General features: G+C 64.7%; 25 protein-coding genes. 14 read left to right on the top strand and 11 right to left on the bottom strand.

The window, feature by feature from the left end:
• Positions 1–2: 2 nt before the first annotated feature.
• From urtE to urtA, 5 genes are all read right to left on the bottom strand, one after another.
• A complete protein-coding gene (gene urtE, locus ACE10Z_RS03940; RefSeq protein ID WP_092119000.1) occupies positions 3–698 on the bottom strand; it encodes an urea ABC transporter ATP-binding subunit UrtE in 696 nt (231 codons plus the stop codon).
• Positions 699–701: 3 nt separating this feature from the next.
• Positions 702–1463 carry an urea ABC transporter ATP-binding protein UrtD gene (gene urtD / locus ACE10Z_RS03935; RefSeq protein WP_375786766.1) on the bottom strand — a complete coding sequence of 254 codons (762 nt, stop codon included), beginning with the start codon at positions 1461–1463 and terminating at the stop codon, positions 702–704.
• 4 nt (positions 1464–1467) lie between these two features.
• Positions 1468–2637 carry an urea ABC transporter permease subunit UrtC gene (gene urtC / locus ACE10Z_RS03930; protein ID WP_375786765.1) on the bottom strand — a complete coding sequence of 390 codons (1170 nt, stop codon included), beginning with the start codon at positions 2635–2637 and terminating at the stop codon, positions 1468–1470.
• The gene (gene urtB / locus ACE10Z_RS03925; RefSeq protein ID WP_375790096.1) at positions 2634–4229 is read right to left on the bottom strand and encodes an urea ABC transporter permease subunit UrtB; all 1596 of its coding nucleotides are present in this window, start codon (positions 4227–4229) and stop codon (positions 2634–2636) included. Before urtB ends, urtC begins: the two co-directional genes overlap by 4 nt.
• Positions 4230–4427: 198 nt before the next feature.
• Entirely contained in the window at positions 4428–5756 is a 1329-nt protein-coding gene (urtA, locus tag ACE10Z_RS03920; protein ID WP_097673797.1) for an urea ABC transporter substrate-binding protein, read from the bottom strand.
• Between the two features lie 531 nt (positions 5757–6287).
• Between urtA and ACE10Z_RS03915 the strand changes: the two genes are divergently transcribed.
• The 3 genes from ACE10Z_RS03915 (at position 6288) to ACE10Z_RS03905 (ending at position 8505) form a co-directional block, all read left to right on the top strand.
• Positions 6288–7706, top strand: a complete 1419-nt coding sequence (locus ACE10Z_RS03915) for a DEAD/DEAH box helicase (RefSeq protein WP_375786764.1) — start codon at positions 6288–6290, stop codon at positions 7704–7706.
• A gap of 24 nt (positions 7707–7730) precedes the next feature.
• Complete coding sequence (gene infA, locus ACE10Z_RS03910) at positions 7731–8024, top strand: translation initiation factor IF-1 (RefSeq protein ID WP_016842649.1); 294 nt, start codon at positions 7731–7733, stop codon at positions 8022–8024.
• 268 nt (positions 8025–8292) lie between these two features.
• Complete coding sequence (locus ACE10Z_RS03905; protein WP_016842648.1) at positions 8293–8505, top strand: cold-shock protein; 213 nt, start codon at positions 8293–8295, stop codon at positions 8503–8505.
• Between the two features lie 157 nt (positions 8506–8662).
• Here ACE10Z_RS03905 and ACE10Z_RS03900 read toward each other — a convergent pair whose 3' ends face one another.
• The 5 genes from ACE10Z_RS03900 to ACE10Z_RS03880 form a co-directional block, all read right to left on the bottom strand.
• Positions 8663–9310 carry a TadE/TadG family type IV pilus assembly protein gene (locus tag ACE10Z_RS03900; RefSeq protein WP_375786763.1) on the bottom strand — a complete coding sequence of 216 codons (648 nt, stop codon included), beginning with the start codon at positions 9308–9310 and terminating at the stop codon, positions 8663–8665.
• On the bottom strand, positions 9301–9858 hold the full coding sequence (locus ACE10Z_RS03895; protein WP_375786762.1) for a TadE/TadG family type IV pilus assembly protein: 558 nt from the start codon (positions 9856–9858) through the stop codon (positions 9301–9303). Before ACE10Z_RS03895 ends, ACE10Z_RS03900 begins: the two co-directional genes overlap by 10 nt.
• A 171-nt stretch (positions 9859–10029) precedes the next feature.
• Entirely contained in the window at positions 10030–10536 is a 507-nt protein-coding gene (locus tag ACE10Z_RS03890) for a pilus assembly protein N-terminal domain-containing protein (RefSeq protein WP_375786761.1), read from the bottom strand.
• 218 nt (positions 10537–10754) lie between these two features.
• A complete protein-coding gene (locus ACE10Z_RS03885) occupies positions 10755–12200 on the bottom strand; it encodes a hypothetical protein (protein ID WP_375786760.1) in 1446 nt (481 codons plus the stop codon).
• Positions 12201–12224: 24 nt separating this feature from the next.
• Complete coding sequence (locus ACE10Z_RS03880; protein WP_375786759.1) at positions 12225–13055, bottom strand: sterol desaturase family protein; 831 nt, start codon at positions 13053–13055, stop codon at positions 12225–12227.
• Positions 13056–13333: 278 nt separating this feature from the next.
• Here ACE10Z_RS03880 and ACE10Z_RS03875 point away from each other — a divergent pair, with 278 nt between their 5' ends.
• The 9 genes from ACE10Z_RS03875 to ACE10Z_RS03835 all read left to right on the top strand — a co-directional run bounded on the left by ACE10Z_RS03875 (position 13334) and on the right by ACE10Z_RS03835 (position 22089).
• Positions 13334–13498 (top strand): Flp family type IVb pilin, encoded by a 165-nt coding sequence (locus tag ACE10Z_RS03875; RefSeq protein ID WP_173643703.1) that lies wholly within the window; start codon positions 13334–13336, stop codon positions 13496–13498.
• 170 nt (positions 13499–13668) lie between these two features.
• Entirely contained in the window at positions 13669–14193 is a 525-nt protein-coding gene (locus ACE10Z_RS03870; RefSeq protein ID WP_375786758.1) for a prepilin peptidase, read from the top strand.
• Between the two features lie 127 nt (positions 14194–14320).
• A complete protein-coding gene (gene cpaB / locus ACE10Z_RS03865; RefSeq protein ID WP_375786757.1) occupies positions 14321–15115 on the top strand; it encodes a Flp pilus assembly protein CpaB in 795 nt (264 codons plus the stop codon).
• 2 nt (positions 15116–15117) lie between these two features.
• On the top strand, positions 15118–16602 hold the full coding sequence (locus tag ACE10Z_RS03860) for a type II and III secretion system protein family protein (RefSeq protein WP_375786756.1): 1485 nt from the start codon (positions 15118–15120) through the stop codon (positions 16600–16602).
• A gap of 8 nt (positions 16603–16610) precedes the next feature.
• Positions 16611–17363, top strand: a complete 753-nt coding sequence (locus tag ACE10Z_RS03855) for a CpaD family pilus assembly protein (RefSeq protein ID WP_375786755.1) — start codon at positions 16611–16613, stop codon at positions 17361–17363.
• The gene (locus ACE10Z_RS03850; RefSeq protein WP_375786754.1) at positions 17360–18628 is read left to right on the top strand and encodes a CpaE family protein; all 1269 of its coding nucleotides are present in this window, start codon (positions 17360–17362) and stop codon (positions 18626–18628) included. Before ACE10Z_RS03855 ends, ACE10Z_RS03850 begins: the two co-directional genes overlap by 4 nt.
• A 24-nt stretch (positions 18629–18652) precedes the next feature.
• A complete protein-coding gene (locus ACE10Z_RS03845; protein ID WP_375786753.1) occupies positions 18653–20116 on the top strand; it encodes a CpaF family protein in 1464 nt (487 codons plus the stop codon).
• 11 nt (positions 20117–20127) lie between these two features.
• Complete coding sequence (locus tag ACE10Z_RS03840) at positions 20128–21105, top strand: type II secretion system F family protein (protein WP_212314255.1); 978 nt, start codon at positions 20128–20130, stop codon at positions 21103–21105.
• A gap of 9 nt (positions 21106–21114) precedes the next feature.
• Positions 21115–22089 carry a type II secretion system F family protein gene (locus ACE10Z_RS03835; RefSeq protein WP_375786752.1) on the top strand — a complete coding sequence of 325 codons (975 nt, stop codon included), beginning with the start codon at positions 21115–21117 and terminating at the stop codon, positions 22087–22089.
• A 119-nt stretch (positions 22090–22208) separates the two neighbouring features.
• Here ACE10Z_RS03835 and ACE10Z_RS03830 read toward each other — a convergent pair whose 3' ends face one another.
• A complete protein-coding gene (locus ACE10Z_RS03830; protein WP_375786751.1) occupies positions 22209–23006 on the bottom strand; it encodes a tetratricopeptide repeat protein in 798 nt (265 codons plus the stop codon).
• A gap of 207 nt (positions 23007–23213) precedes the next feature.
• Between ACE10Z_RS03830 and ACE10Z_RS03825 the strand changes: the two genes are divergently transcribed.
• Positions 23214–24593, top strand: a complete 1380-nt coding sequence (locus ACE10Z_RS03825) for a M17 family metallopeptidase (protein ID WP_375786750.1) — start codon at positions 23214–23216, stop codon at positions 24591–24593.
• Entirely contained in the window at positions 24586–25428 is an 843-nt protein-coding gene (locus tag ACE10Z_RS03820) for a C40 family peptidase (RefSeq protein ID WP_375786749.1), read from the top strand. The genes ACE10Z_RS03825 and ACE10Z_RS03820 overlap by 8 nt, the downstream gene beginning before the upstream one ends.
• Positions 25429–25573: the final 145 nt, after the last annotated feature.

Genomic DNA, 25573 nt, shown 5'->3' with positions numbered 1-25573 from the left:
CTTCACAGCGCCATCTGGCGGCTGATCTCGGCGGGGTCGAGGCTTGCGCGATCGCAGGCATATTTCACCGCACCCCGGTCCATCACGGCAAAACTGTCGCCGAGTTCGCAGGCAAAGTCGAGATATTGTTCGACCAGCACGATCGCGATGTTGCCGAGGTTGCGCAGATAGGAGATGGCGCGGCCGATGTCCTTGATGATCGAGGGCTGGATGCCCTCGGTCGGCTCGTCGAGCAGCAGGAGCTTTGGCCGCATCACCAGCGCGCGGCCGATCGCAAGCTGCTGCTGCTGTCCGCCGGAGAGGTCGCCGCCGCGGCGGCCCAGCATGGTCTGCAGCACCGGGAACAGCGAGAACACGTCATCGGGGATGTTGCGGTCCTCGCGCTTCAGCGGCCCGAAGCCGGTCTTGAGGTTTTCCTCGACCGTGAGCAGCGGGAAGATCTCGCGGCCCTGCGGCACGAAGCCGATGCCGCGCCGCGCCCGCTCATAGGGCTTGAGCGCGGTGATGTCCTTGCCGTCGAAATTGATCGCGCCGGACGCGATCGGATACTGGCCGACCATGGCGCGCAGCAGCGAGGTCTTGCCGACGCCGTTGCGGCCGAGCACACAGGTGACCTTGCCCGGCTCCGCGGTCAGCGAAACCCCGCGTAGCGCCTGCGCAGCGCCGTAGTAGAGATTGATGTTGTCGATCTTCAGCATCGCCTAGCGCCCCAGATACACTTCGACCACCCGCTCGTTCGACGACACCTGGTCGATCGAACCTTCGGCGAGCACCGTGCCTTCGTGCAGGCAGGTGACCTTGACGCCGAGCTCGCGCACGAAGGTCATGTCATGCTCGACCACCATGATGGTGTGATTCTTGTTGATCTGCTTCAACAGCTCCGCGGTCAGATGGGTCTCGACATCGGTCATGCCGGCGACCGGCTCGTCGACCAGCAGCACCTTCGGATCTTGCGCCAGCAGCATGCCGATCTCGAGCCACTGCTTCTGGCCATGCGACAGGCTACCGGCGAGGCGGTTGCGCGCATCGGTCAGGCGGATGGTCTCGAGCACCTTGTCGATGCGCTCGGACTCCGCGTTGCTGCCGCGCCAGAACAGCGTGCCACGCACGGAATGATCGACATTGAGCGCGAGCAGCAAATTGTCCTGCACGGTCTGACTCTCGAACACCGTCGGCTTCTGGAATTTGCGGCCGATGCCGAGCTCGGCGATGCGGGTCTCGTCGAGCCGGGTCAGGTCAACAGTGCCGTCGAACAGCACGGTGCCCTGGTCCGGCTTGGTCTTGCCGGTGATGATGTCCATCATCGTGGTCTTGCCGGCGCCGTTCGGGCCGATGATGGCGCGCATCTCGCCGGGCGCGAGCGTCAGCGACAGATTGTTGATGGCGTGGAAACCGTCGAACGAGACGTGCACGCCGTCGAGATAGAGCATGGCCGAAGTGGCGCGGGTATCCATGACGTTCATCTGCCTACTCCGCCAGGTTCGGTGCGCCGACGCCGTCTTCGCGCGCGGCACTCTCCGCGTCGGGAGAGTTGCGCCTTGCCCTGATCGGCTCCCACCAGCTGTTGAAGGTGCCGACGATGCCCTTGGGCAACAGCAGCGTGACCAGGATGAACAGTGCGCCCAGCATGAACAGCCAGTACGGCGCCAGCGGTCCCGAGGTGAAGAACGTCTTGGCGTAGTTGACGACGACGGCGCCGAGCGCGGCGCCGATCAGCGTGCCGCGGCCGCCGACCGCGACCCAGATCACCGCCTCGATCGAATTGCCGGGTGCGAACTCGCTCGGATTGATGATGCCGACCTGCGGCACGTAAAGCGCGCCGGCGACGCCGGCCATGCAGGCCGACAGCGTAAACACGAACAGCTTGTAGGACTCGACGCGATAACCAAGGAAGCGGGTGCGGCTTTCGGCATCGCGCACCGCGATCAGGACCTTGCCGAGCTTCGAGGTCACGATCGCGCGGCAGATCAGGAAGGCGATGATCAGCGCCAGGCAGCTCAGCAGGAACAGCGCGGCACGGGTGCCTTCGGCCTGCACGTTGAAGCCGAGGATGTCCTTGAAGTCGGTCAGGCCGTTGTTGCCGCCGAAGCCGAAATCGTTGCGGAAGAACGCCAGCAGCAGCGCGTAGGTCATCGCCTGCGTGATGATCGACAGATACACGCCGGTGACGCGCGAGCGGAACGCGAGCCAGCCGAAGCAGAAGGCGAGCAGGCCCGGCACCAGCAGCACCATCAACGCGGCGACCCAGAACTTGTCGAAGCCGTACCAGTACCAGGGCAGCTTGTCCCAGTTCAGGAACACCATGAAGTCGGGCAGGATCGGATTGCCGTAGACGCCGCGGCTGCCGATCTGCCGCATCAAATACATGCCCATCGCGTAGCCGCCGAGCGCGAAGAACGCGCCGTGCCCGAGCGAGAGGATGCCGCAATAGCCCCAGATCAGATCGATCGAGAGCGCGAGGATGGCGTAGCAGACATATTTGCCCCACAGCGCCACCAGATAGGTGGGCACCTGGAACATCGAGCCCTGCGGCAGCAGCAGGTTCGACAGCGGGATCAGCACGCCGACCGCGGCGACGAGCAGGACGAACGCGGTCGCGGCGCGGTCGAGCGAACGGGTAAGGATATGCGGCGTCATGCTTCCACCGCCCGGCCCTTGAGCGCGAACAGGCCGCGCGGCCGCTTCTGGATGAACAGGATGATCAGCACCAGGATCGCGATCTTGCCGAGCACCGCACCCGCCACCGGCTCCAGGAACTTGTTGGCGATGCCGAGCGTGAAGGCGCCGACCAGCGTGCCCCAGAGATTGCCGACGCCGCCGAACACCACGACCATGAAGCTGTCGATGATGTAGCTCTGGCCGAGATTCGGGCTGACATTGTCGATCTGCGACAAGGCCACGCCGGCGATGCCGGCGATCCCCGAGCCCAGGCCGAAGGTCAGCGCGTCGACGCGCGAGGTGGCGATCCCCATCGAGGCCGCCATGCGGCGGTTCTGCGTCACGGCACGCATCTCGAGGCCGAGCGCGGTGTAGCGCAGCATCGCGAGCAGGATGGCAAACACGGCGAGCGTGAAGCAGAGGATCCAGAGCCGGTTATAGGTGATGGTGATCTGGCCGAGCTCGAAAGCGCCGCTCATCCAGGACGGGTTGCCGACCTCGCGGTTGGTCGGGCCGAACGCGGTGCGCACCGCCTGCTGCAGCACCAGCGACAGGCCCCAGGTCGCGAGCAGCGTCTCCAGCGGACGGCCGTAGAGGAAGCGGATGATGGTGCGCTCGATCACGACGCCGATGAGGCCAGCGACCAGGAAGGCGAGCGGCACCGCGATCAGCAGCGAATAGTCGAACAGTGCGGGATAGCGGGTGCGGATCACCTCCTGCACCACGAAGGTGGTGTAGGCGCCCAGCATCACCATCTCGCCATGCGCCATGTTGATGACGCCCATCACGCCGAAGGTGATGGCAAGCCCGATCGCGGCGAGCAGCAGCACCGAGCCGAGCGACAGGCCGTACCAGGCATTCTGCACCATCGACCACATCGCGAGATTGCTCTGGATCGAGGTGACCGCGGTTGCCGCCGCCTTGGCGACCAGCGGCGGCTGGTCGCCAAGCCCGGTGAGCAGCGCCAGCGCCTCCTGATCGCCGCGGGCCTTGACCACGGCGACGGCGTCGAGCTTGTCGCTGTCGGATGCATCCGGCTTGAACAGGATGATGGCGGCTCGCGCCTCGGCGAAGGCCTGCTTGATCGATTTGACGCTCTCCTTGGCGAGCGCACCCTCCACCGTCGGCAGCAGGTTCTCCTCGTGGCTCTTGAACACCGATTGTGCAGCCGCGAGCCGCTTGGCCGGATCCGGCGACAGCAGCGTCAGGCCGCCGAGCGCGGCCTCCACGGTGCGGCGCAGGCGGTTGTTGAGCCGAACCGCGGCGGCGTTGTCGGGCAGCTTGTCGACGGCAGCGCCGGTCGCGGCATCGACGATCTTGCCGTCGGGCTGCGTGATGAAGACCTTCTTGCTGTCGGGATCGGCCGACAGCCGGCCGTCCTGCAGCGCGCTGATGATGGGCGAGGCGAGCGCATTGCCCGACGCGGCAACCTCGCCGATCGCAGCCTCCGTATCGGAGAACTCGTCATTGGCGAATTTGGCGACCGAATCCTCGAACGGGCCGGCCAGCGCCGGCACGGCAAGGCAGCTCAGCAGCAGGATCGAGAGACAAAGCGCACGAAAGCGATCAATACAAATAGCAAGCACGTCAGTACCCCGGCAGGAGTGGAGGAGAAGGCGGCGAGCGGTGCCGCCTTCTCCGGTGTTGGAAGGTTGTGTTGTGTCGTTGTTGAGGTCAGGTGTCCTGTTTGAGCGTGATCTCCGCGCAAACGCGTTCCGCGTTTGTCGCGAGGGAAAACCGCTTCGCACTTTTCCGGATCAAGCTCAGTATCAGGAGCCCTGGCCGCCGCACTTGTTGGTCTTGGTGTTGTAGTTGCCGCACTTCTTGCCGACCCAATCGCCGATCAGGTCCTTGGAGCCCTCGAGCTCCTTCGACCAGGCGTCGCCGGCCACCAGGCCCGGGGTCTTCCAGACCACGTCGAACTGGCCGTTGCCCTTGATCTCGCCGATGAACACCGGCTTGGTGATGTGGTGGTTCGGCAGCATCTTGGACACGCCGCCGGTCAGGTTCGGCGCCTCGGTACCGGGGAGTGCGTCGATCACCTTGTCCGGATCGGTCGACTTCACCTTCTCGACCGCCTTCACCCACATGTTGAAGCCGATGTAGTGTGCTTCCATCGGGTCGTTGGTCACGCGCTTCGGATTCTTGGTGTAGGCCTGCCACTCCTTGATGAACTTCTCGTTCGCCGGGGTCTTGATCGACTCGAAGTAGTTCCAGGCGGCGAGATGGCCGAGCAGCGGCTTGGTGTCGATGCCGGCGAGTTCTTCTTCGCCGACCGAGAACGCGACTACCGGAATGTCGGTCGCCTTGATGCCCTGGTTGCCGAGCTCCTTGTAGAACGGAACGTTGGCGTCGCCGTTGATGGTGGAGACCACGGCGGTCTTCTTGCCGGCCGAGCCGAACTTCTTGATGTCGGCCACGATCGTCTGCCAGTCGGAGTGACCGAAGGGCGTGTAGTTGATCATGATGTCGTCCTGGGCGACGCCCTTCGACTTCAGATAGGCTTCCAGGATCTTGTTGGTGGTGCGCGGATAGACGTAGTCGGTGCCGGCCAGCACCCAGCGCTTCACCTTTTCTTCCTTCATCAGATAGTCGACGGCGGGGATCGCCTGCTGGTTCGGCGCCGCACCCGTGTAGAACACGTTGCGCTCGGACTCCTCGCCTTCATACTGCACCGGATAGAACAGGATGTTGTTCAGCTCCTTGAACACCGGCAGCACGGACTTGCGCGACACCGAGGTCCAGCAGCCGAACACGACCGCGACCTTGTCCTTGGTGATCAGCTCGCGGGCCTTCTCGGCGAACAGCGGCCAGTTCGATGCGGGGTCGACCACGACGGCCTCGAGCTTCTTGCCGAGTACGCCGCCCTTCTTGTTCTGCTCGTCGATCAGGAAAAGGATCGTGTCCTTCAGCGTGGTTTCGCTGATGGCCATGGTGCCAGACAGCGAGTGAAGGATGCCAATCTTGATGGTGTCGTCGGCCGCTTGGGCGGGCGCGAACGGCGAGGACGCAGCCAGACCCAAAACCAGGCCGGCCGTCGCCGCGAGCGCGCGGCGGCGGGTCATCGTCGTTATTTTGTGAGTAAGCTGAGTAAGCATGAAATGTCGTCTCCCTGACGCAGCGTGGAACGCTTGCGAACGACCGCTTGGCCGCCTGCGGTTAAGGGAATCGCAAGAACTGTGCCACGGTGCGTGGGCACCGTAAGCCGATGAACCAACTGGATAATTTCATGAGTTCCGGGCAAATACGGAAACCGATTGCCCAATCATTGAGCCGTTAACTTGGCTGCCGAAAGAGCAAACAGATTATTTTGTAGGCAAAATTGCCTTCTTGGCTAAATTTCCGGCACCGATTTGTGACAGTTTGCGCGATGGTTCGGCGCATTCGGCGCACCAATCCCGGCGATATCATCTTGAAACCGCCCCGTTCCTGGTCCATATCCTCGCCATGCCCGCGACATCGCGGTGCCTTCGCGAGCTGCGTGTTCAAGCTGCCCCAAGCGGCTTCTGGCTCGCCTTTCAGCTAACCAAGCTTGACGCCCCAGACACGCGGGTGTCCCCGAATGCCTTCATGCGATTCCGGCCGATACTGGCCGGGACGACGACGGCTTTTATGGAAAGAACCACCTTTTGACCTCCTTTCAGGATTTCGGCCTCGCCGATCCCATCGCCCGCGCGCTTCGAGAAGAAAATTATCTCACGCCGACCCCCATCCAGGCCCAGACCATCCCGATCGCACTTGCCGGCCGCGACGTCGTCGGCATCGCCCAGACCGGAACCGGCAAGACCGCGTCCTTCGCGCTGCCGATCCTGCACCGGCTGCTCGAGAGCCGCATCCGTCCGCAGCCCAAGAGCTGCCGTGTGCTGGTTCTCTCACCGACCCGCGAACTGTCCGGGCAGATCCTCGACAGCTTCAACACCTATGGCCGCCACATCCGGCTGTCCTCGACGCTCGCCATCGGCGGCGTGCCGATGGGCCGCCAGGTCCGCTCCCTGATGCAGGGCGTCGAGGTGCTGGTCGCCACCCCCGGCCGCCTGCTCGATCTCGTGCAGAGCAACGGGCTGAAGCTCAACCAGGTCGAGTTCCTGGTGCTCGATGAAGCCGACCGCATGCTCGACATGGGCTTCATCAACGACATCCGCAAAATCGTCGCCAAGCTGCCGATCCGGCGGCAGACGCTGTTCTTCTCGGCCACCATGCCCAAGGACATCGCCGAGCTCGCCGAGGCGATGCTGCGCGACCCGGCCCGCGTGGCGGTGACGCCGGTGGCCTCGACGGTCGATCGCATCGCCCAGCGCGCGATCCAGGTCGATTTCGCGGCCAAGCCGACGGTTCTCGCCCAGCTTCTGAAGCAGGAGCCGGTCAATCGTGCCCTGGTGTTTACCCGCACCAAGCACGGCGCCGACAAGGTGGTGAAGAGCCTTGCCAAGGCCGGCATCGAGGCCAATGCGATCCATGGCAACAAGTCGCAGAACCACCGCGAGCGCACGCTGGCGGCGTTCCGTTCCGGCGAGATCCGCACGCTGGTGGCGACCGATATCGCCGCCCGCGGCATCGACGTCGACGGCGTCAGCCACGTCGTGAACTTCGACCTGCCCAACATCCCGGAAACCTACGTCCACCGCATCGGCCGCACTGCGCGTGCCGGCGCCGACGGGGTCGCGATCTCGCTGATCGCCGGTGCCGAGGAGATGGGCTATCTGCGCGATATCGAGCGGCTGATCCGGATTACCGTGCCGCGGGAAGACCGCCGCACACAGGGCAGCCGCGAGGCCGCCGCGTCGGCGCAGGCCCCCCAGCCGCATCGGGGCGGCCGCTCTGCGCCGCGCGCGCATAATGTCCGTGGGAATGAGGCCGCTCCAGGTGCAAAAGGCCCTCGCCGCCGCCGCCGTCGGGGTGGTAATAATGGCGCGCCGCAGACGAGCCGGGGCGAGTCGCCGCGTCCGTCGCAGGCCGGCAGCAGCGAAGGCATCCAGGGCGTCGCCTTCTTGCATCGCGAGAGCCGGCCGAATCCGCAACCCAACCGCAACAACCGACCGAAGCACTAGCCGTCGCTCGATCTGGAGAAACATATGGCTAAGGAAGAGCTGATCCAGTTCGAAGGACTGGTGACCGAAATCCTCCCCGACGCTCGTTACCGGGTGCAACTCGATGCCGGACACGAGATCGTCGCCTACACCGCCGGCAAGATGAAGAAAAACCGCATCAAGACGCTGGCCGGCGACCGTGTCACGATCGAAATGTCGCCCTACGATCTCGAAAAGGGCCGCCTGATTTTCCGGCACAAGGACGAACGTCCGAGTGGCGCACCCGGCGGTCCGCCGCGGGGCGGCGCACAGCGCGGCGGCCAGTTCCGCCGCCGATAGGCTCGACATTGCAACTGTTGCGCGCAGGGCGTCCTGATGTCCTGCGCAACAATTGGCCGGCGGCTGCGCCGGCCAAAAAATCGCGCACGTCAGGATTGTTTTGAGCCCTTCTATCGAATAATATCCTACCCATCGATTTTCGGCCGGACGACATTAGCCAATACCGGTACAGCCGGTTCAGACGCTGACGACCCTTCCAAAAATTCGATCTCACCACCCCGCCGATCAGCGGGTCTTGAACTTGTATATCTGAGAAGGGACTACCCACGTGAGCATGGGAACCGTGAAGTGGTTTAACGCGACCAAGGGCTACGGCTTCATCCAGCCGGATGAAGGCGGGAACGACGTGTTCGTGCACATCAGTGCAGTCGAGCGCGCCGGCCTTGGCACTCTGCGTGAAGGCCAGAAGATCTCCTACGAGATCGTTGCTGACCGCCGTTCCGGCAAATCCTCGGCCGACAACCTGCGCGCCGCTGGATAAGCCGATTTCCCGGGAGCGCGAAGCTCCAGGAAATTGTCGTCAAAGCATCAAGGGCCGCACCTTCGGGTGCGGCCCTTTTTGTCTGGATCGCGTCTCTGCCAGCGCAGCCTAGAGCATTACTTCGCGCGCACCGGTGCCCACTTCGCTCGAAAGCGCTCTAGTAGGTCGAGCAGGTCGTCGGCATGGTGGCGGAGGTCGGGGCATAGAACACGCAACGCGACTGCCGCGGCCGCGTATAGGCGACGTCGCCGAAATTGATGCCGGCCTTGGCCATCACATAGCCGACGGCCGGGACGTATTTGTAGTTCACTTCGCTGAAGATCAGATAGGTGCCAGCAACCAGCAACGCCGGCGGAACGATGCTTGTTACAATGTCACCCTGACTGCGGCTTGAGGCCGTCAGGGTGGCCTGCGTGGCCCCTGAGGCGATCGTCCCGGCCTTGCTCCACTGTATGTGCGCGATGTTGGAGTTATCGACGTAGATCTCCGACAACGTGACCTTGGTCGGTGACGGATCGTAGGGCGTCATGATGCCAACGCTGGCGCTGAAGAAGTTTTGCAGGTCGGTATCCACCACCTGCGTCGCCTGCGAGGTGAGATCCGACGCGGCCCGCGCCATCAGCGTTACCTTGCGGTCGACCGCGACACCGGATGAAAATTCGACGGTGCCGAAGAACATCACCAGCATCAGCGGCATGATGAAGGCAAACTCGACGGCGGCGAGGCCCCGGCGGTCGCGCGCGAGAGCAGCAACCGAGCGCAGCAAGGCGGCAGACAGGGTTTTCACGACCTTGCTCATGAGCATGTGGTCCCTGCGGTTCCGGATGGCTCGTTCTTGAATGTCGCGGTCGCGATCAGGAGCCGTTTGCCACCGGGGAGATTCGAGGCGTTGAAGCCGAGCTGGGTGACAAACAGCTGCCATTGATAGAACAGCCGGACCACCACGACGTCGCCGTCCTTGCCGGGACACCATTTCACCTGCGTGGGATCGGAGATCGGCGTGATGTTGACGCTGCTGAAGCCTGTCGCAGACGGATAGCTGCGGACGTCGACATAGATGCCGTTGTTGCAGTCGAACAGCGCATTGGTGACGCGGCCACAGACGTAGGCCTTGAACTGCGCCTGGGTATAGCTCGCGCCCTGGGCCTGGCCGGTCATGATGAAGCGAGACGAATCCTGCGTCGCCGTCTCGAGCACCTGGCTGGCAAAGAAGATCATTGCCACTTCGATGATCGCAAAGAGCAGCCCGAAAAACAGCGGCGCGACCAACGCAAATTCGACCGCGGTCACACCACTGCGGTTACGGCGAAAGCGACGGAGGAGGCGCGCAAAAGAATTGGCGGGCAACGGCATCAACGACCCCGGATCAACATGGTGGCAACAACTACCCAAGAGTCATTGTCGAAGTATTTCGCCGGATCGAGACAGAGCGACCCGATCCGTTAGGCCTTTATTAGGTATGTCGGGCGAACGGCCTGCGATCGGCCAAGGCCCCGGCGTGTGAAGCGCCCGAGCGGACGCGCGTCAGTTCTGCGGCTTCGCGCCGCCGCCCGAGCCGCTGGCCTGATTGTTGAGCGTACCGGCCTGTTCCATGGTCGTCTTGAAATAGGCGTCGCCGTCGCCGAGGGTGATGCGACGCTGGCAAACCGGCATGCAGCTATAGGTCTCGCGATCGATGCCCCGATAGACGGTGACGAGCTGATCGGTCGGACCTTCGACCTGGATCTGGCGATCCACCAGCACCTGGCCGGAGCGGTCGAGTGCGATGAAATTGGTCGCGCCATAACCCTTGCCGGTCACCACGACAACCCCGCCATTCTGCAAGGTGACGTCGGCGATCAGGGGATTGCCGACCACGATCGTGGCGATGCCGCCGGGCAGCTTGACGAGCTTGGCCTGATCGACATTGACCGCGATCCGGTCGGGATCCGGCGCTGCCGTTGCGAGTGCGGGCCCCAGCAGCAAGGCTGCGGCCATCGAGATGAAACCAATGCGCGTGACGGCGCGAATACGCTGGGACTGAAACGACATACTCTACCCCGGGACGTTAACAGGCCGGCAAAGGCGATACGCTGCGGACCGGCGCCCGACCCTGGCAAATCTGACGGCAATTCATTTAGGAAGAGCAAAGATCGACCGCCGAATTGCGCGGATGTCACGACTTCCCGAGCGGATCGGCTAACCGTCCGGTCCCTCGCGCAGGAATGTTCGGTCGCCGATCCAGTCGTCCTGCCATTGGGCGGGCGGCTTCAACTGGCGGCGCGGACGTGAACGACCACGCGCTCATCGGCGTAGAGGCGCTGCCATCCTCCGATGTGGTCCAGCAATTTGGAAGCCGGCGTGGTCGGATCGAGCATCACCGCATCGATGTCATGGGTCTTGAGCAGATTGAGGAAACCGTTGACGTCCTTGAGCTGAAGCGCGCGGACCAAGCTGATGCCGAAAGCCTCGCCGTAGAGTTCAGCGCGCCCGTCGATGAACACGGGCATCTGACGCCAGATCAGGTAGCCGCCGAACTGCAGATCGTTGAGCACGCGCTTGACGTTGTGCCCCTTCATTGCGTCAACGGCGGCAGCCGGCGAATAGATCGGCGGTGGCGATATGACCTGGCGCGCGGCAACGACTGAGGTCCACGCGCAAAGCCCGACGATAAGGATTGCGGCCGGAGCAACTCTTGGGCGGACGGCGCTGGCGGCACGCAGCCCGAACTGGGTGGCGACCGGCGTCAGCACGGCCAGCGGCAGCAGCAGGGCGAACAGCTCGAGATTTCTGACATGGGACAGCGCCATGTGCAGCAAGCCCAGCGCCAGGATGATTCGCGGCAGCGGCAACCTCGCCCCGTAATAGAGCGCAGCGCCGAGCAGGCCGAGGATCGATAGTCCGAACGGGTCGATCTCGCCGAACGTCGCCGGCTTCCACTCCGTGATGAGATGCAGCAGTTCACCGAGGCCGAGAATCCTGAGCGAGGCGAGGATCGAGCCCCAGCCACAGGGGGTCACGCAGCACGCAGCCAGCGCGCCGACGCCGAACGCCCCCCAGCGCAGCGCCAGCGCCAACCTCTGGGCCGGCAGGGCATTCCACATCGCATCGAGCGCAAATGCGCCGGCCAGGACCAAACCAAATAGAAAGCCGCCGTGCAGATTGGCCCACAGCGCGATCAGCGGCAGCAGCCAGAACGAGGGCGCCTTGCGGCGTTCGCTGGCGGTCATCAGGCCGTTCGCCCAGACGATCATGATGGGCATCACCAGCACGTGCGGACGGGCCAGCAGGTGCCCGCAGGTCAGAACCAGCGCCGCTAGCGCGATCAGGCTCGCGTAGATCGTCGGCACCGCGCGGCTGAGGATGGCGGTGAGCAGCGCGAAGCTGGCAGCGGCGCAGGCGGCGGCCAGCGCCACCGGACCGGTCCAGCCGGCGAGGTCATAGGCCTTCGCGAACAGAACCTGCGCCAGCCAGGACGACGACACCCACGGCTCACCGGCCTTGGTGAACGAGTAGATGTCGACAGTCGGCAGCGTGCGATGGTCGAGGATCCAGCGGCCGACGGCAATCTGCCAGTAGGTGTCGGAATCGGCGAGCAGCCTGTCGCCGACGAACAGCAGCAGCGCATAGACGCCGCACGCCATCCAGAACCAGGCCGGGAGCTCAAAGAACGCGGAGGCTCGCGCGCGCGGGAAGGTCGCGGTCTCAGTGCTCATGATCGCACCGGCCGGCTGGCGGCGTCATTGCCGGAACGGATAGGCCAACTGTCCGCCGATCTCGGACGGCACGCCCTGCTCGGCATCGACCCCGTAATCTTCCGGAAGCTTGCCTTCGGGCATCCGGAACGTTCCGAACAGAATATCCCAGAGCGGAAACGTGCCCGCGAAATTGGTGTCACCGCCGTCCTCGAGCCCGGTGTGATGCCAGCGGTGAAACACCGGCGTCGCGATCACGTATTTGAACGGGCCGAGCGTCCAGTTCAGGTTGGCGTGCACGAACGCCGAATGGAATGTGGTGAACGGCCCAACCCACAGCATGATGTTCGGCGAGATTCCCGCCATCAGCAGGATCACATCGACAGTGATCGTGCCGATCAGAAGATTGACCGGATGGAAGCGTGCCGCCGAGATCCATTCAAGATCCTCGGAGGAGTGATGAATGGCGTGGTACTTCCAGAAGCCGCCGCCATGGAACATCCGGTGCAGCCAGTACAGCATGAAATCGGAGGCGACGAGGAAGATGATGGACTGCAGCCAGAGCGGAAGCTGCGCCAGAGGGCCATGTCCGTTCTCGTAGAACGCGATCAGATCGTCGGCGTCGTGAACGTTGAACACCACGGCTGCGCCCACCACCAGGAGCCCGATCCGCAGCACGCGGGCGAACACCGGCACGAAGAACCAGTAGCAGATGTCTGTGACCAGCTCACGCTTCTGCCACCACGGCTTGCCGGGATTGCAGGCCCAGAAATGAGTGAGCACCGTGAAGAACAGCGCCAGCGCGATCGTGACCGGCACCACCTTCATCATCGTCTGGCCGATCATCTCGATGACTTCAAAGGGAAGGCTGGGCATGACGGCCTCATTTGACGGAAGCCCCATCGGTATAGATGTGCGCTTAAGGAGCCGTGAACAGGTGCCGATAGCGGGCGCCGGCAACAATCTGCAATCTTAGCAGGCCGCTTAATTCCAAATTTACTGTGCGCAACAACTGCGGGTTCCCGCTGTGTTTATACGATCAAATTAACTGCGCCGAAATTGTCGAACCGTAGGGTGCCGCAATGGTCACGGTGCTGAGAACGCCGGCGAGACCAAACCTAGTTTGACCAGCCACGTGTACACAGGAGCTACTTATGAAGAACCTCGTCTCGCGCTTCGTGAAGGATGAGTCGGGCGCGACCGCCATCGAATACGGCCTGATCGCCACCGGTATCGCCATCGCGATCATCGCTGCGGTCAACGGCGTCGGCACCAAGCTCTCGGGCACCTTCAACACGGTCGCCAGCTCGCTGAAGTAAGTCGGTTCCCAGGAACTCGCATCAAAGGTCCCGGCAGCCCCGGGGCCTTTGCTTTTTGGCGGACCGGCCGTCCGCCCCTTGATGGCGGCCACGGCGGCCTTTCCCGATTGTTCACCATTGGCCGCTAGCGTCGGGTCTCGACCGCAGCTCCAGCTTGACGGCATGAATCCATGATCCTCGACATCGCACGCTTGTTGCTGTTTCCGGCCCTGATGGCCTTTGCGGCGGCGAGCGATCTCTTGACCATGACGATCCCGAACCGGATCTCGCTGGCGCTGGCGGCCGGCTTCTTCGTCCTGGCGCCGCTGACCGGGATGGGCGTGCACGAGATCCTCAACCATGCCGGCGCGGGCGCGCTGGTTCTGGTGGTGGCATTCGGCATGTTTGCGATGGGCTGGGTCGGCGGCGGAGACGCCAAGGTCGCCGCCGCGGCCGGCCTGTGGTTCGGGTTCGAGCATCTGCTCCCCTATCTGGTCTTCGCGTCGCTGTTCGGCGGCGCGCTGACGGTGCTGCTGCTGCAGCTCCGGCAATGGCCGCTGCCCTATCCGCTCGCGAACCAGGCCTGGCTCAGCCGCCTGCACGACAAGCAGACCGGAATTCCCTACGGCATCGCACTCGCCCTCGGCGCCCTGCTGATCTATCCCGAGACGGACTGGATCAAGACGATCGATCTCGCGCACTTCGCGATGCGCTGAGAAAGCAGCGGTAACCGCCCGTTAAGGCGATTTAGATACGCCTCATTAACCATGCTTTGACGAATAGCTGGTCAACTCCCATCACGGCGGCAGCAGCGTCGCGGCGTCATGTGGAAAGTGAAGCGTAATGGATAAGGCCCGCATTCTGGTCCTGGCAATCGCAGGCTGCGCCGGCCTTGCCGCGCTCTATTTGGCGAGCGGAAGCGACGACAAGCCGGCGCCGCCTCCACCGGTCGCGCAGCTGCCCACCGTCGACATCCTGGTCGCGAAAACCGACATCGGCCTCGGCCAGGCCGTGAAGCCCGAAGATTTGCAATGGCAGACCTGGCCGGCGGCAACCGCGAGCGCCAGCTTCATGCGCAGGGACAGCAACGCCGAGGCGATCAAGGACGTGACCGGCTCGATCGCGCGCGCCCCGTTCATCCAGGGCGAACCGATTCGCGAGCAGAAGCTCGTCAAGGCGGACGGCAGCGGCTTCATGGCCGCGATCCTGCCGACCGGCATGCGGGCGGTATCGACCGAAATCTCACCCGAGACCGGCGCCGGCGGCTTCATCCTGCCGAATGACCGGGTCGACGTCCTGCTGTCGAAGCGCGACAAGAATCCGGACCGCAACGGCGCCGATATCGTCAACTCAGAGGTGATCCTGACCAACGTCCGCGTGCTTGCGATCGACCAGGCACCGAAGGAAAAGGACGGCACCAACGCACTGATCGGCAAGACGGTGACGCTGGAGCTGAAGCCCGAACAGACCGAGACGCTGGCGCGCGCGCGCCAGAGCGGCGTCCTGTCGCTGGCGCTGCGCAGCATCGCCGACAACAACGCGCCCGAAACCAAGATCGACGACAACCGGCAGAGGCGCGGTGACACGATCAACGTCATCCGCTTTGGCGTTGCCAACCAGGCGACGATGCAGAAGTGACCATGAGGACACACGTGATGAAGGGCGGGGCAACTCAACGGACGATGCGGGCCTTCATGGTCCGCGCATTGTCGTTCTCGGCCGTCGCGGCGCTCACGCTCAATCCGGCGCTGACACCGGTGGTGGCGAGTGATTACCGCGCCGCGCCGGCCCCTGCCGCATCGGCCGACGGCGGCCAGATGAATGCCCGCTTCCTCTCGCTCGGCGTCGGCAAATCGATCGTGATCGACCTGCCCAGGGACATCAAGGACGTGCTGGTCGCCGATCCCAAGATCGCCAACGCCGTGGTCCGCTCGGCGCAACGCGCCTACATCATCGGCGCGACGGTCGGACAGACCAACATCGTGTTCTTCGACGCCGCCGGCCAGCAGATCGCGGCCTATGACATCGCCGTCAAGCGCGATCTCAACGGCGTGCGCGCTGCGCTGCGCGCGGCATTGCCGAATTCCGATATCCAGATCGAGGGCGTCGGCGACGGCGTGATGCTGAGCGGGAGCGCCGCGAGTCCGATCGACGCACAGCAGGCCGGCGAGATCGCCACGCGGCTGGTCGGCGGCCCCGACAAGGTCGTGAACTCGATCACGGTTCGCGGCCGCGACCAGGTGATGCTGAAGGTCACCGTTGCCGAGGTCTCGCGCAGCCTGATCAAGCAGCTCGGCATCGACCTCACCGCGAACCTCAACTACGGCACGACCGTGGTGAAATTCAACAACAGCAACCCGTTCACCGCGAACAGCTCACCGCTCGTGGCCGGCAACAATCTCACCACATCGTTCGGATCGTCGGTGTCGGCCACGATCCGCGCCATGGAAAGCGCCGGTGTCGTGCGGACGCTCGCCGAACCGAACCTGACCGCGATCTCAGGCGAATCGGCGACCTTCATCTCGGGCGGCGAGTTTCCAATTCCGACCGGCGTGACCTGTCAGACCTCGTCGACGGGCACGATCGGGAATTGCGTCCAGACCGTCAGCTTCAAGAAATTCGGCATTTCGCTCAACTTCACGCCGGTGGTGCTGACCGAAGGACGCATCAGTCTGCGCGTGATGACGGAAGTGTCGGAAGTCTCCACCGAGAACGCGCTGACCGGCGGCGCGGGTGGAACGACGATCCCTTCGATCAAGACCCGCCGCGCCGAGACCACGCTGGAAATTCCCTCGGGCGGCTCGATGGCAATGGCCGGCCTGATCCAGGACCAGACCAAGCAGGCGATCAACGGCCTTCCCGGGCTGGCGTCGCTGCCCGTGCTCGGCACGCTGTTCCGCAGCCGCGACTTCGTCAACAACCAGACCGAACTGATGGTCCTGGTGACGCCCTATGTCGTTCGCGCCGTGGCGCAGAAGGACCTGTCGCGTCCGGATGACGGCTTCGCCAACGCGTCCGATCCGCAGGCCGACCTGCTCGGCAGCATCAATCGCGTCTACGGCGTGCCTGGCCGCACCGAGCCGGCGCGGAATTACCGCGGCACCTACGGCTTTATTACCGACTGAGGCGGACGATGACACAGACCACACCCAGAACATCCGCCGATTACAAGCGCACCGGCGGTCTCGCCGGAGCGCTCGTCGGCCTTGCCATGACGCTCGGCGCCTGCCAGCACGCCGCCGACAACACTTTCGCGATGGTGGACTCGCCGGCCGACTATCGCCAGCGTCACCCGATCGCGGTGACCGAGGCGGATCGCACGATCGTGGTCTTCGTCGGCCGCAGCCGCGGCGGGCTGACCGCCGTGCAGCGCGCCGAGGTGATGGGAATGGCGCAGGACTGGATGCGCGAGGGCACCGGCGCCGTCACCATCGACGTTCCCGCCGACACGCCGAACGCCCGGCCCGCGCAGGAATCGTTGCGCGAGATCCAGGCGACCTTCGCCGCGGCCGGCGTGCCGCCGCGCGGGATCCTCGTGCGCAAATACCATCCCGAGAATCCGCGCCTGATGGCTGCGATCCGCGTGAACTATCCGAAGATGAAGGCGGAGGCCGGGCCGTGCGGCCTGTGGCCGGAAGATCTCGGCCCGTCGATGCACAACGGATCCTACATCCAGAACAAGCAATACTACAATTTCGGCTGCGCCAATCAGCGCAACCTCGCAGCCATGGTCGAAGACCCGACTGATCTCGTGCAGCCGCGCGCGGAGACCCCTGCGTACACGTCGCGCCGCAATATCGCTTTCGACAAGTATCGCAAGGGCACCACCACCGCCACGGCGTATCCCGAGTCCGACAGGGCCAAGCTAAGCGACACAGGAAAATGATCACCTACGCGCAGCAAAACTCCGAAGAGCAGACGGACGCGCCGCCGCAGGCCGTGGACGACCATATTGCTCCGGCGCCACGGGTCTCGGTCCAGGCGTTCTGCGAGACGGTCGAGACCGCTGCCGCCGTACAGTCGGCGGGCGAGGATCGCCGGTTGGCCAAGGCCCACCTCAAGATCCAGATGGGCGGCATGGCGGCTGCCATCGAGGCCTATCGCTCGGCGCCGACGCCCAATGTCATCATCCTCGAGACCGAGGGTCGCAGCGACATTCTGGCCGGGCTCGACCAGCTCGCCACGGTGTGCGACGCCGGCACCCGCGTGGTCGTGATCGGCCGGGTCAACGACGTCACGCTGTATCGCGAGCTGGTGCGCCGCGGCGTCAGCGACTACGTGATTGCGCCGGCCCATGCGATCGATGTCGTGCGCGCGGTCTGCAACCTGTTCTCGGCGCCGGAAGCCAAGGCGGTCGGTCGCGTCGTCGCCGTCGTCGGCGCGAAGGGCGGCGTCGGCGCCTCGACGATCGCCCACAATGTCGCCTGGGCGATCGCCCGCGACCTGGCGCTTGATTCCGTGGTCGCCGATCTCGACCTTGCATTCGGCACCGCCGGCCTCAACTACAACCAGGATCCGGCGCAAGGCATCGCGGATGCCGTGTTCTCGCCGGACCGCGTCGATACCGCCTTCGTCGACCGCCTGCTGTCGAAATGCACCGACCATCTGAGCCTGCTGGCGGCGCCGGCCACGCTCGACAAGGTCTACGATTTCGGCGCCGAAGCGTTCGATGCGATCTTCGACACGCTGCGCACCACGATGCCCTGCATCGTGCTCGACGTGCCGCACCAATGGTCCGGCTGGACCAAGCGCGCGCTGATCGCGGCCGACGACATCCTGATCGTGGCGGCGCCCGACCTCGCCAATCTGCGCAACGCCAAGAACATGTTCGACCTGCTGAAGGCATCGCGGCCCAACGACCGCGCGCCGTTGTACTGCCTGAACCAGGTCGGCGTGCCGAAGCGTCCGGAGATCGCGGCGGGAGAATTCGCCAAGGCGATCGAAAGCCAGCCGATCGCCGCCATCCCGTTCGATCCGCAGATCTTCGGTTCTGCCGCCAACAACGGCCAGATGATCGCGGAAATTTCCGCCAATCACCGCGCAGTCGAGATGTTTCTACAGATGGCGCAGCGGCTGACAGGCCGCGGCGAGACCAAGAAGCCGAGGGGGTCCTTCCTGTCGCCCCTGCTCGAAAAGCTGCGGACCAAATAGTGGTCCGCGTGGAGTCAAGACGTCGTGTTTGGTAAGCGTAGCGGAAACGATGGGGATATCCGGGCACCCAAGCCCGCCTTTCAGACGCCGGAGCCTGCCGGCTCGTCGCCGATGGCGCGCGAGTCCGCCGCCCCGACGATATCGTCGCCACCGCTGGCCCCGGCCAAGCCACCGCCTGCTCCCGCCGTCGAAGCCCGCCGCTCGGACAACTACTACCAGGTCAAGGCGACGATCTTCGGCGCCCTGATCGAGGCGATCGACCTTGCCCAGCTCGCCAAGCTGGACAGCGAGTCGGCGCGCGAGGAAATCCGCGACATCGTCAACGAGATCATCGCGATCAAGAACATCGTGATGTCGATCGCCGAGCAGGAAGAGCTGCTCGACGACATCTGCAACGACGTGCTCGGTTACGGGCCGCTGGAGCCGCTATTGTCGCGCGACGACATCGCCGACATCATGGTCAACGGCGCGGGCACCGTGTTCATCGAAGTCGCCGGCAAGATCCAGCGCACCGGCATCCGCTTTCGCGACAACCAGCAGCTGCTCAACATCTGCCAGCGCATCGTCAGCCAGGTCGGCCGGCGCGTCGACGAATCCTCGCCGATCTGCGACGCCCGCCTCGCCGACGGCTCGCGCGTCAACGCCATCGTACCGCCGCTGGCAATCGACGGGCCCGCGCTCACCATTCGTAAATTCAAGAAGGACAAGCTGACGCTGGAGCAGCTCGTCAAGTTCGGCGCGATCACGCCGGACGGGGCGACCATCCTGCAGATCATCGGCCGTGTCCGCTGCAACGTGATCATCTCGGGCGGTACCGGTTCGGGCAAGACCACGCTGCTGAACTGCCTGACCAACTATATCGAGCACGACGAGCGCATCATCACCTGCGAAGACGCCGCCGAACTTCAGCTACAGCAGCCGCATGTGGTGCGACTGGAAACCCGGCCGCCGAACATCGAGGGCGAGGGCCAGGTCACGATGCGCGAACTGGTCCGCAACTGCCTGCGTATGCGCCCCGAGCGCATCATCGTCGGCGAAGTCCGCGGACCCGAGGCGTTCGACCTGTTGCAGGCGATGAACACCGGCCACGACGGCTCGATGGGCACGCTGCACGCCAACAATCCGCGCGAAGCGCTGTCGCGCTGCGAATCGATGATCACCATGGGCGGCTTCTCGCTGCCATCGCGCACCATTCGCGAGATGATCTGCGCCTCGGTCGACATCATCGTGCAGGCCGCGCGCCTGCGCGACGGTTCGCGCCGGATCACCCACATCACCGAGGTGATGGGCATGGAAGGCGACACCATCATCACGCAGGATATCTTCCTCTACGACGTGGTCGGGGAAGATGCCAACGGCAAGATCATCGGCAAGCACCGCTCGACCGGCATCGGCCGGCCGCGCTTCTGGGAGCGTGCGCGCTACTACAATGAAGAGAAGCGGCTTGCGGCGGCGCTGGATGCCTCCGACTCGCCGGCGCCGGTCTAGGGGAACGCAGGATGCAGACGCAAACCCTTGCCCTGGCCTTCCTCGCCGCCACCACCGTGGGCGGCATCGCCTGGGTCTTCCTGTATCCCTACCTCTCGGGGGAAAAGAAGGCCGAGTCGCGCCGCGCATCGGTGGCGCGCAGCGAACCGTCGACGACGCGAAATACCGACCGCACGCAGCGCTCCCGCCGCGAGCAGGTCGAAGGATCGCTCAAGGAGCTCGAGGCGCGTCGCCAGAAGGACAAGAAAGTCCCGCTCGGCGTGCGCATCTCGCAGGCCGGACTGGAGTGGTCCGAGCAGAAATTCTGGATGATCTCCGGCGCCCTCGGCCTATTCGGGTTCGGCGCGGCATTCATGGTCGGCGGCGGCCTGCTCGGCGCGGCCGGCATCGGCTTTGCCATGGGTCTCGGCCTGCCGCGCTGGCTGCTCGGCTTCCTGAAGAAGCGGCGGGAGAAGGCCTTTCTGAAGGCGCTGCCCGACGCCGTCGACGTCATCGTGCGCGGCATCAAGGCCGGCCTGCCGCTGTTCGAATCGCTCAAGGCCGTCGTCAACGACGCGTCTGAGCCGCTGCGCAGCGAGTTCCTTGCGATCATCGAGACCCAGGCAATCGGCATGCCGCTCGGCGAGGCCTGCGCCCGGCTATACGAACGTATGCCGCTGCCGGAAGCGAACTTCTTCGGCATCGTCATCGCGATCCAGCAGAAGTCCGGCGGCAATCTGTCGGAAGCGCTCGGCAACCTGTCGCGGGTGCTGCGCGACCGCAAGAAGATGGCCGAGAAGATCCAGGCCATGTCGATGGAAGCGAAAGCTTCCGCCGCCATCATCGGCTCGCTGCCGCCGATCGTGATGATCCTCGTGTTCCTCACGACGCCGGACTACATCGCCCTGCTGTGGACGAACTCGATGGGCCAGCTCATGCTGGTTGCCTGCGTCGTCTGGATGTCGATGGGCGTGCTGGTGATGAAGAAGATGATCAACTTCGATTTCTGACGGTGCAGCATGATTGATATTCTGGTCGCCAAGCTCCACGACGTCAGGTTCATGACCATGCTGCTTGCCTTCATCGCGACAAGCGCCACGGTCTACACGCTGGTGTTGCCACTGCTCGCCGGCGGCGATCTCAACAAGCGCATGAAGGCCGTCGCCAGCGAGCGCGAGCGTCTCCGGCAGCGTGAGCGCGACCGTCTCGCCAAGACGGAGAAGGTCGCGCTGCGGCAGACCCCGAAGCAGGTGGTCTCCCGGGTGGTGGACGATCTCAACCTCACGAAATGGCTCGCTCAGGAAGCGGCGCTCGATAAGCTCGTGATGGCGGGCTATCGCGGCCACGCCCCCTACGTCACCTTCCTGTTCGCCCGCGCGGTGACGCCGATCGTGTTGCTGCTCGGCGCCATCGTCTATACGTTCTTCATCGCCGGCGCGAACTGGTCGCTCACGCTCAAGATCGGCATTTGCGTCGGTGCAGCCTATGCCGGCCTCCAGGCGCCGATGCTGTTCCTGAAGAACGCCATCTCCAAGCGCCAGCTCCAGATCAAGCGCGCCTTCCCTGATTCGCTCGACCTGCTGCTGATCTGCATCGAGTCGGGCATGTCGGTCGAGGTCGCGTTCCGCAAGGTGGCCAACGAGATCGCCGGACAGTCGATCGCGCTGTCGGAGGAGTTCGCGCTGACGACAGCCGAACTGTCCTATTTGCAGGACCGCAAGTCCGCCTACGAGAACCTGGCGCGCCGCACCGGGCTCGATGGCGTGAAATCGGTGTGCATGGCCTTGCAGCAATCCGAACGCTACGGCACGCCGCTCGGCCAGAGCCTGCGCGTGATGGCGCAGGAAAACCGTGACATGCGCATGAACGAGGCCGAGAAGAAGGCGGCGGCGCTGCCGCCCAAGCTGACCGTGCCGATGATCCTGTTCTTCCTGCCCTGCCTGTTTATCGTGATCCTCGGGCCGTCCTACATCAAGATCGCCACGATGCATTGAGCCGCGCCGCAGCGCATTATAAAGACGCCCGGCAAACGCCGGGCGTTTCTTTTGTGCACGTTGAGGCAGATATGGATTGCGAAGCCGAGAGCCTCGCTGTCAGACGCCATAAAGGAGCGTTAATCGTCCTTGGCGACAACAGGCGCGGCGCGCGAGGAAATCCGCGGACCGTCCTTGCGGTTCAGCATGTCGCGCAGATAGGCGACGTTGGCCGCCGCCTCGTCCGCCGGCAGGTCGGCCTTGACGATGGTCTCGGCCTCCGCGAAGCGGCCCTGCAGGCCGACGACGAGCGCAAGGTTCTGCCGGATGCGGGCGTCGGCGCGGGCACTGGCATAGGCCTTGCGTAGCGTCTCTTCCGCCTTCGGCAAGTCCTTGGTCAGCATGTAGGACAGGCCGAGATTGGACAGCACCGACGGTTCGTCCGGGGCCAGGCGCAGCGCACTCGCATAATAACGCCGCGCTTCCTCGTGTCGGTTCAGCTTGTCGAGCGTAGTGCCCTGCACCGACAGGATTCGCCAGTCCGGATTGTCCGGGCTGTGCGCGCGGCTCAGCACGTCGAATGCGGCCTGCGAATTGCCGTTGTCGGCGAGTGCACGGCCATAGGCGGCGAGCAGCGGCTTGTTGCCGGGGCTGGCAAGTGTAGCCTGCTCCAGCACGGCGCAGGCCTGCGAACGCTGTCCGCTCATGCGCAACGCCTGGCCGTAAGCGATGGCGGCGTCGGCATCCTTGGGATTCTTGCGATAGCGCTCGCCATAAACCTCGAGATTGCGGCGCGGATCGTCCGGCGCCGGATCGGACCGGGACGCGATCGATCCGGTGACGTCGGACATGGTCTTGCAACCGCCAAGTCCGGCGGCGAGGACCGCCACGAGGGCAGCGGAAGCGAGATGCCGGGTCAAAATGGACTGTCGACACATAGCACTGTGACTCACGAAATCGGGCAAATGGATCGAGCCGAGCGTGCCAGCAATAGACTGTTAACCCTAACGTCTGGTTAACTGCGGTATTGGCGACCGGCGCACCGGTTCCAATCGCGGCAGGTCGCGTCAGCCGCGGGCGCGCTACCATCCACTGCGAAAGGCGTGTTAGTCACCTGCAACGACGCCAGAACAGCCGAGAGCCGCATGCCATCCGTGTTCGAGACCGCACCCACGACCGCTGTCACGCCGATCACCTTCGTCAGCAAGGCGACATGGGATGCGATCCGCAGCGAGTTGCCGGCGCCGGCGCGCCAGTTCGCGGAAGCCAACGACTTTGCGGCCAAGCCCGGCAAGGCGCTCGCCCTGCCGGCCGCCGATGGCGGCATCGCGCAGGTGCTGTTCGGCCTCGAGGATGCAGACCACAAGGCGCGCGATCCGTTCCGTGCCGGCGCCCTGCCCGGCCTGCTGCCGCCGGGCGTCTACCGCTTTGCCAATGCGCCGCATGACACGCGGCTTGCCACGCTCGCCTTCGCGCTCGGCTGCTACCGCTTCGGCCGCTATCGCAAGAACGAGCCCCCCGAAGTCCGCCTGGTGCCGCCCGATGGCGTCGACACGGCCGAGATCGCGCGGATGGCGGATGCCGCGGCGCTGGCCCGCGACCTCATCAACACGCCGTCCAACGACATGGGCCCGGCCGAACTCGCCGAGGCGGCGCGCGACCTCGCAACACGGTTCGGCGCCGCCTTCAATTGCATCGATGGCGACGAGCTCGCGCAAAACTTCCCGCTGATCCACGCCGTCGGCATGGCATCGACGCGCGCACCGCGGCTGATCGATCTGAGCTGGGGCGATCCGGCCCATCCGAAGGTGACGCTGGTCGGCAAAGGCGTCTGCTTCGACACCGGCGGGCTCGACCTCAAGCCGTCGAGCGGCATGCTGATCATGAAGAAGGACATGGGCGGCGCTGCCAACGTGCTGGCGTTGGCGCAGATGGTGATGGACGCGAAGCTGAAAGTGCGGCTGCGCGTGCTGATCCCGGCGGTCGAGAACGCGGTTGCCGGCAATGCGTTCCGCCCGCTCGACATCTTCAAGTCGCGCAAGGGCATCACCGTCGAGATCGGCAACACCGACGCCGAGGGGCGGCTGGTGCTCGCCGACGCGCTGGCGCTGGCCGACGAGGAGACGCCGGATCTGCTTGTCGATCTCGGCACGCTGACCGGCGCGGCACGCGTGGCGCTGGGCCCGGATCTACCGCCGTTCTACACCGATGACGAGGCGCTCGCCGGCGACGTTGCAGCTCACGCGAGGAGCGAGAACGACCCGTTGTGGCGGATGCCGCTGTGGCCGGCCTACGATGCCTGGCTCGACTCCAAGACCGCCGATATCACCAACGCGCCGTCGGGCGGTTTCGCCGGCTCGATCACCTGCGCGCTGTTCCTGCAGCGCTTCGTCGAGCACGCCAGGAGCTGGCTGCATGTCGACATCTATGGCTGGACGCCGTCGGCAAAGCCCGGCCGCCCCGAAGGCGGCGAGTGCCAGGCCGCGCGCGCGGTCTACAAACTGCTGAGCCAGCGCTATGCATGATGTCAGACTGACGCCGGCCCGCCCCGACCTTGCCGCGAAGTATCTCGAGGGCAAGGTGAAGGCTGCGCGCTTCGTCGAAGGCGAGACTCTCGAAGTCGGCGACGCCATCGCGCCGCTGCGCAAGGCACCGAAGGCCGATGCCGAACAGATGACGCAGGCACTCAGGGGCGAACGCGTCACGGTGTACGACCGCAACGGCGAAGGCTGGGCCTGGGGCCAGCTCGCCGATGACGGCTATGTCGGCTGGATTGCGGAGGCGGCGCTGACGGCGCCCAGCGCGGCGCCGACGCACAAGGTGACGGCGCTGCGCACGCTGGCGTTTCCGGGACCATCGATCAAGCTGCCGCCGGTCGAGGCGCTGGCGATGGGGACCAAGTTCGCAATCGCCCGCGAGGACGGCCCCTTCGCGGTGACCCGCGAGGGCTGGCATCTGCCGCGCCAGCATCTCGCCGCTCTCGACACGATGGCGCAGGATTTCGTCACAATCGCCGAGCAGTTCGTCGGCACGCCCTATCTCTGGGGCGGCAAGTCGAGCCTCGGCATCGATTGCTCCGGCCTGGTGCAGATCGCGCTGACCGCCGCCGGCACCGGCTGCCCGCGCGACAGCGACATGCAGCAGGACGGGCTCGGCCGCGAATTGACGACAGCGGAATCGAGACATCTGCAGCGCGGCGACCTGATCTTCTGGAAGGGCCATGTCGCCATCGTGCGCGATGCGACGACGATCGTGCACGCCAACGCGCATCATATGGCAACGGTGGTGGAGAGCATGCACGCCGCCATCGCGCGGATCAAGGCCAGCGGCAGCGATGTGTTGGCGATCAAGCGGCTTTAGCAAATCCTCCCCGTCATCCTGAGGAGCGCGAAGCGCGTCTCGAAGGATGAACGGCCCTACTCGGGCCACGCCACCCTTCGAGGCTCGCTCCGCTCGCACCTCCAGCGACAAAGGCGAAGCCTTTGCGCGGGGATGACGTGGGACG

It is taken from the genome of Bradyrhizobium sp. Pha-3, assembly GCF_042258615.1.
GTDB lineage: Bacteria > Pseudomonadota > Alphaproteobacteria > Rhizobiales > Xanthobacteraceae > Bradyrhizobium.
Note: the sequence above shows the minus strand (reverse complement) of the source record. Positions and strands in the feature narration are given on the sequence as shown.

Coding starts and splice junctions, on each gene's coding strand:
- urtE (WP_092119000.1), bottom strand. CDS start 698: ATGCTGAAGATCGACAACATCAATCTCTACTACGGCGCTGCGCAGGCG.
- urtD (WP_375786766.1), bottom strand. CDS start 1,463: ATGAACGTCATGGATACCCGCGCCACTTCGGCCATGCTCTATCTCGAC.
- urtC (WP_375786765.1), bottom strand. CDS start 2,637: ATGACGCCGCATATCCTTACCCGTTCGCTCGACCGCGCCGCGACCGCG.
- urtA (WP_097673797.1), bottom strand. CDS start 5,756: ATGCTTACTCAGCTTACTCACAAAATAACGACGATGACCCGCCGCCGC.
- infA (WP_016842649.1), top strand. CDS start 7,731: ATGGCTAAGGAAGAGCTGATCCAGTTCGAAGGACTGGTGACCGAAATC.
- ACE10Z_RS03900 (WP_375786763.1), bottom strand. CDS start 9,310: ATGCTCATGAGCAAGGTCGTGAAAACCCTGTCTGCCGCCTTGCTGCGC.
- ACE10Z_RS03895 (WP_375786762.1), bottom strand. CDS start 9,858: ATGCCGTTGCCCGCCAATTCTTTTGCGCGCCTCCTCCGTCGCTTTCGC.
- ACE10Z_RS03890 (WP_375786761.1), bottom strand. CDS start 10,536: ATGTCGTTTCAGTCCCAGCGTATTCGCGCCGTCACGCGCATTGGTTTC.
- ACE10Z_RS03885 (WP_375786760.1), bottom strand. CDS start 12,200: ATGAGCACTGAGACCGCGACCTTCCCGCGCGCGCGAGCCTCCGCGTTC.
- ACE10Z_RS03880 (WP_375786759.1), bottom strand. CDS start 13,055: ATGCCCAGCCTTCCCTTTGAAGTCATCGAGATGATCGGCCAGACGATG.
- ACE10Z_RS03875 (WP_173643703.1), top strand. CDS start 13,334: ATGAAGAACCTCGTCTCGCGCTTCGTGAAGGATGAGTCGGGCGCGACC.
- ACE10Z_RS03870 (WP_375786758.1), top strand. CDS start 13,669: ATGATCCTCGACATCGCACGCTTGTTGCTGTTTCCGGCCCTGATGGCC.
- cpaB (WP_375786757.1), top strand. CDS start 14,321: ATGGATAAGGCCCGCATTCTGGTCCTGGCAATCGCAGGCTGCGCCGGC.
- ACE10Z_RS03860 (WP_375786756.1), top strand. CDS start 15,118: ATGAGGACACACGTGATGAAGGGCGGGGCAACTCAACGGACGATGCGG.
- ACE10Z_RS03855 (WP_375786755.1), top strand. CDS start 16,611: ATGACACAGACCACACCCAGAACATCCGCCGATTACAAGCGCACCGGC.
- ACE10Z_RS03850 (WP_375786754.1), top strand. CDS start 17,360: ATGATCACCTACGCGCAGCAAAACTCCGAAGAGCAGACGGACGCGCCG.
- ACE10Z_RS03840 (WP_212314255.1), top strand. CDS start 20,128: ATGCAGACGCAAACCCTTGCCCTGGCCTTCCTCGCCGCCACCACCGTG.
- ACE10Z_RS03835 (WP_375786752.1), top strand. CDS start 21,115: ATGATTGATATTCTGGTCGCCAAGCTCCACGACGTCAGGTTCATGACC.
- ACE10Z_RS03830 (WP_375786751.1), bottom strand. CDS start 23,006: ATGTGTCGACAGTCCATTTTGACCCGGCATCTCGCTTCCGCTGCCCTC.
- ACE10Z_RS03825 (WP_375786750.1), top strand. CDS start 23,214: ATGCCATCCGTGTTCGAGACCGCACCCACGACCGCTGTCACGCCGATC.
- ACE10Z_RS03820 (WP_375786749.1), top strand. CDS start 24,586: ATGCATGATGTCAGACTGACGCCGGCCCGCCCCGACCTTGCCGCGAAG.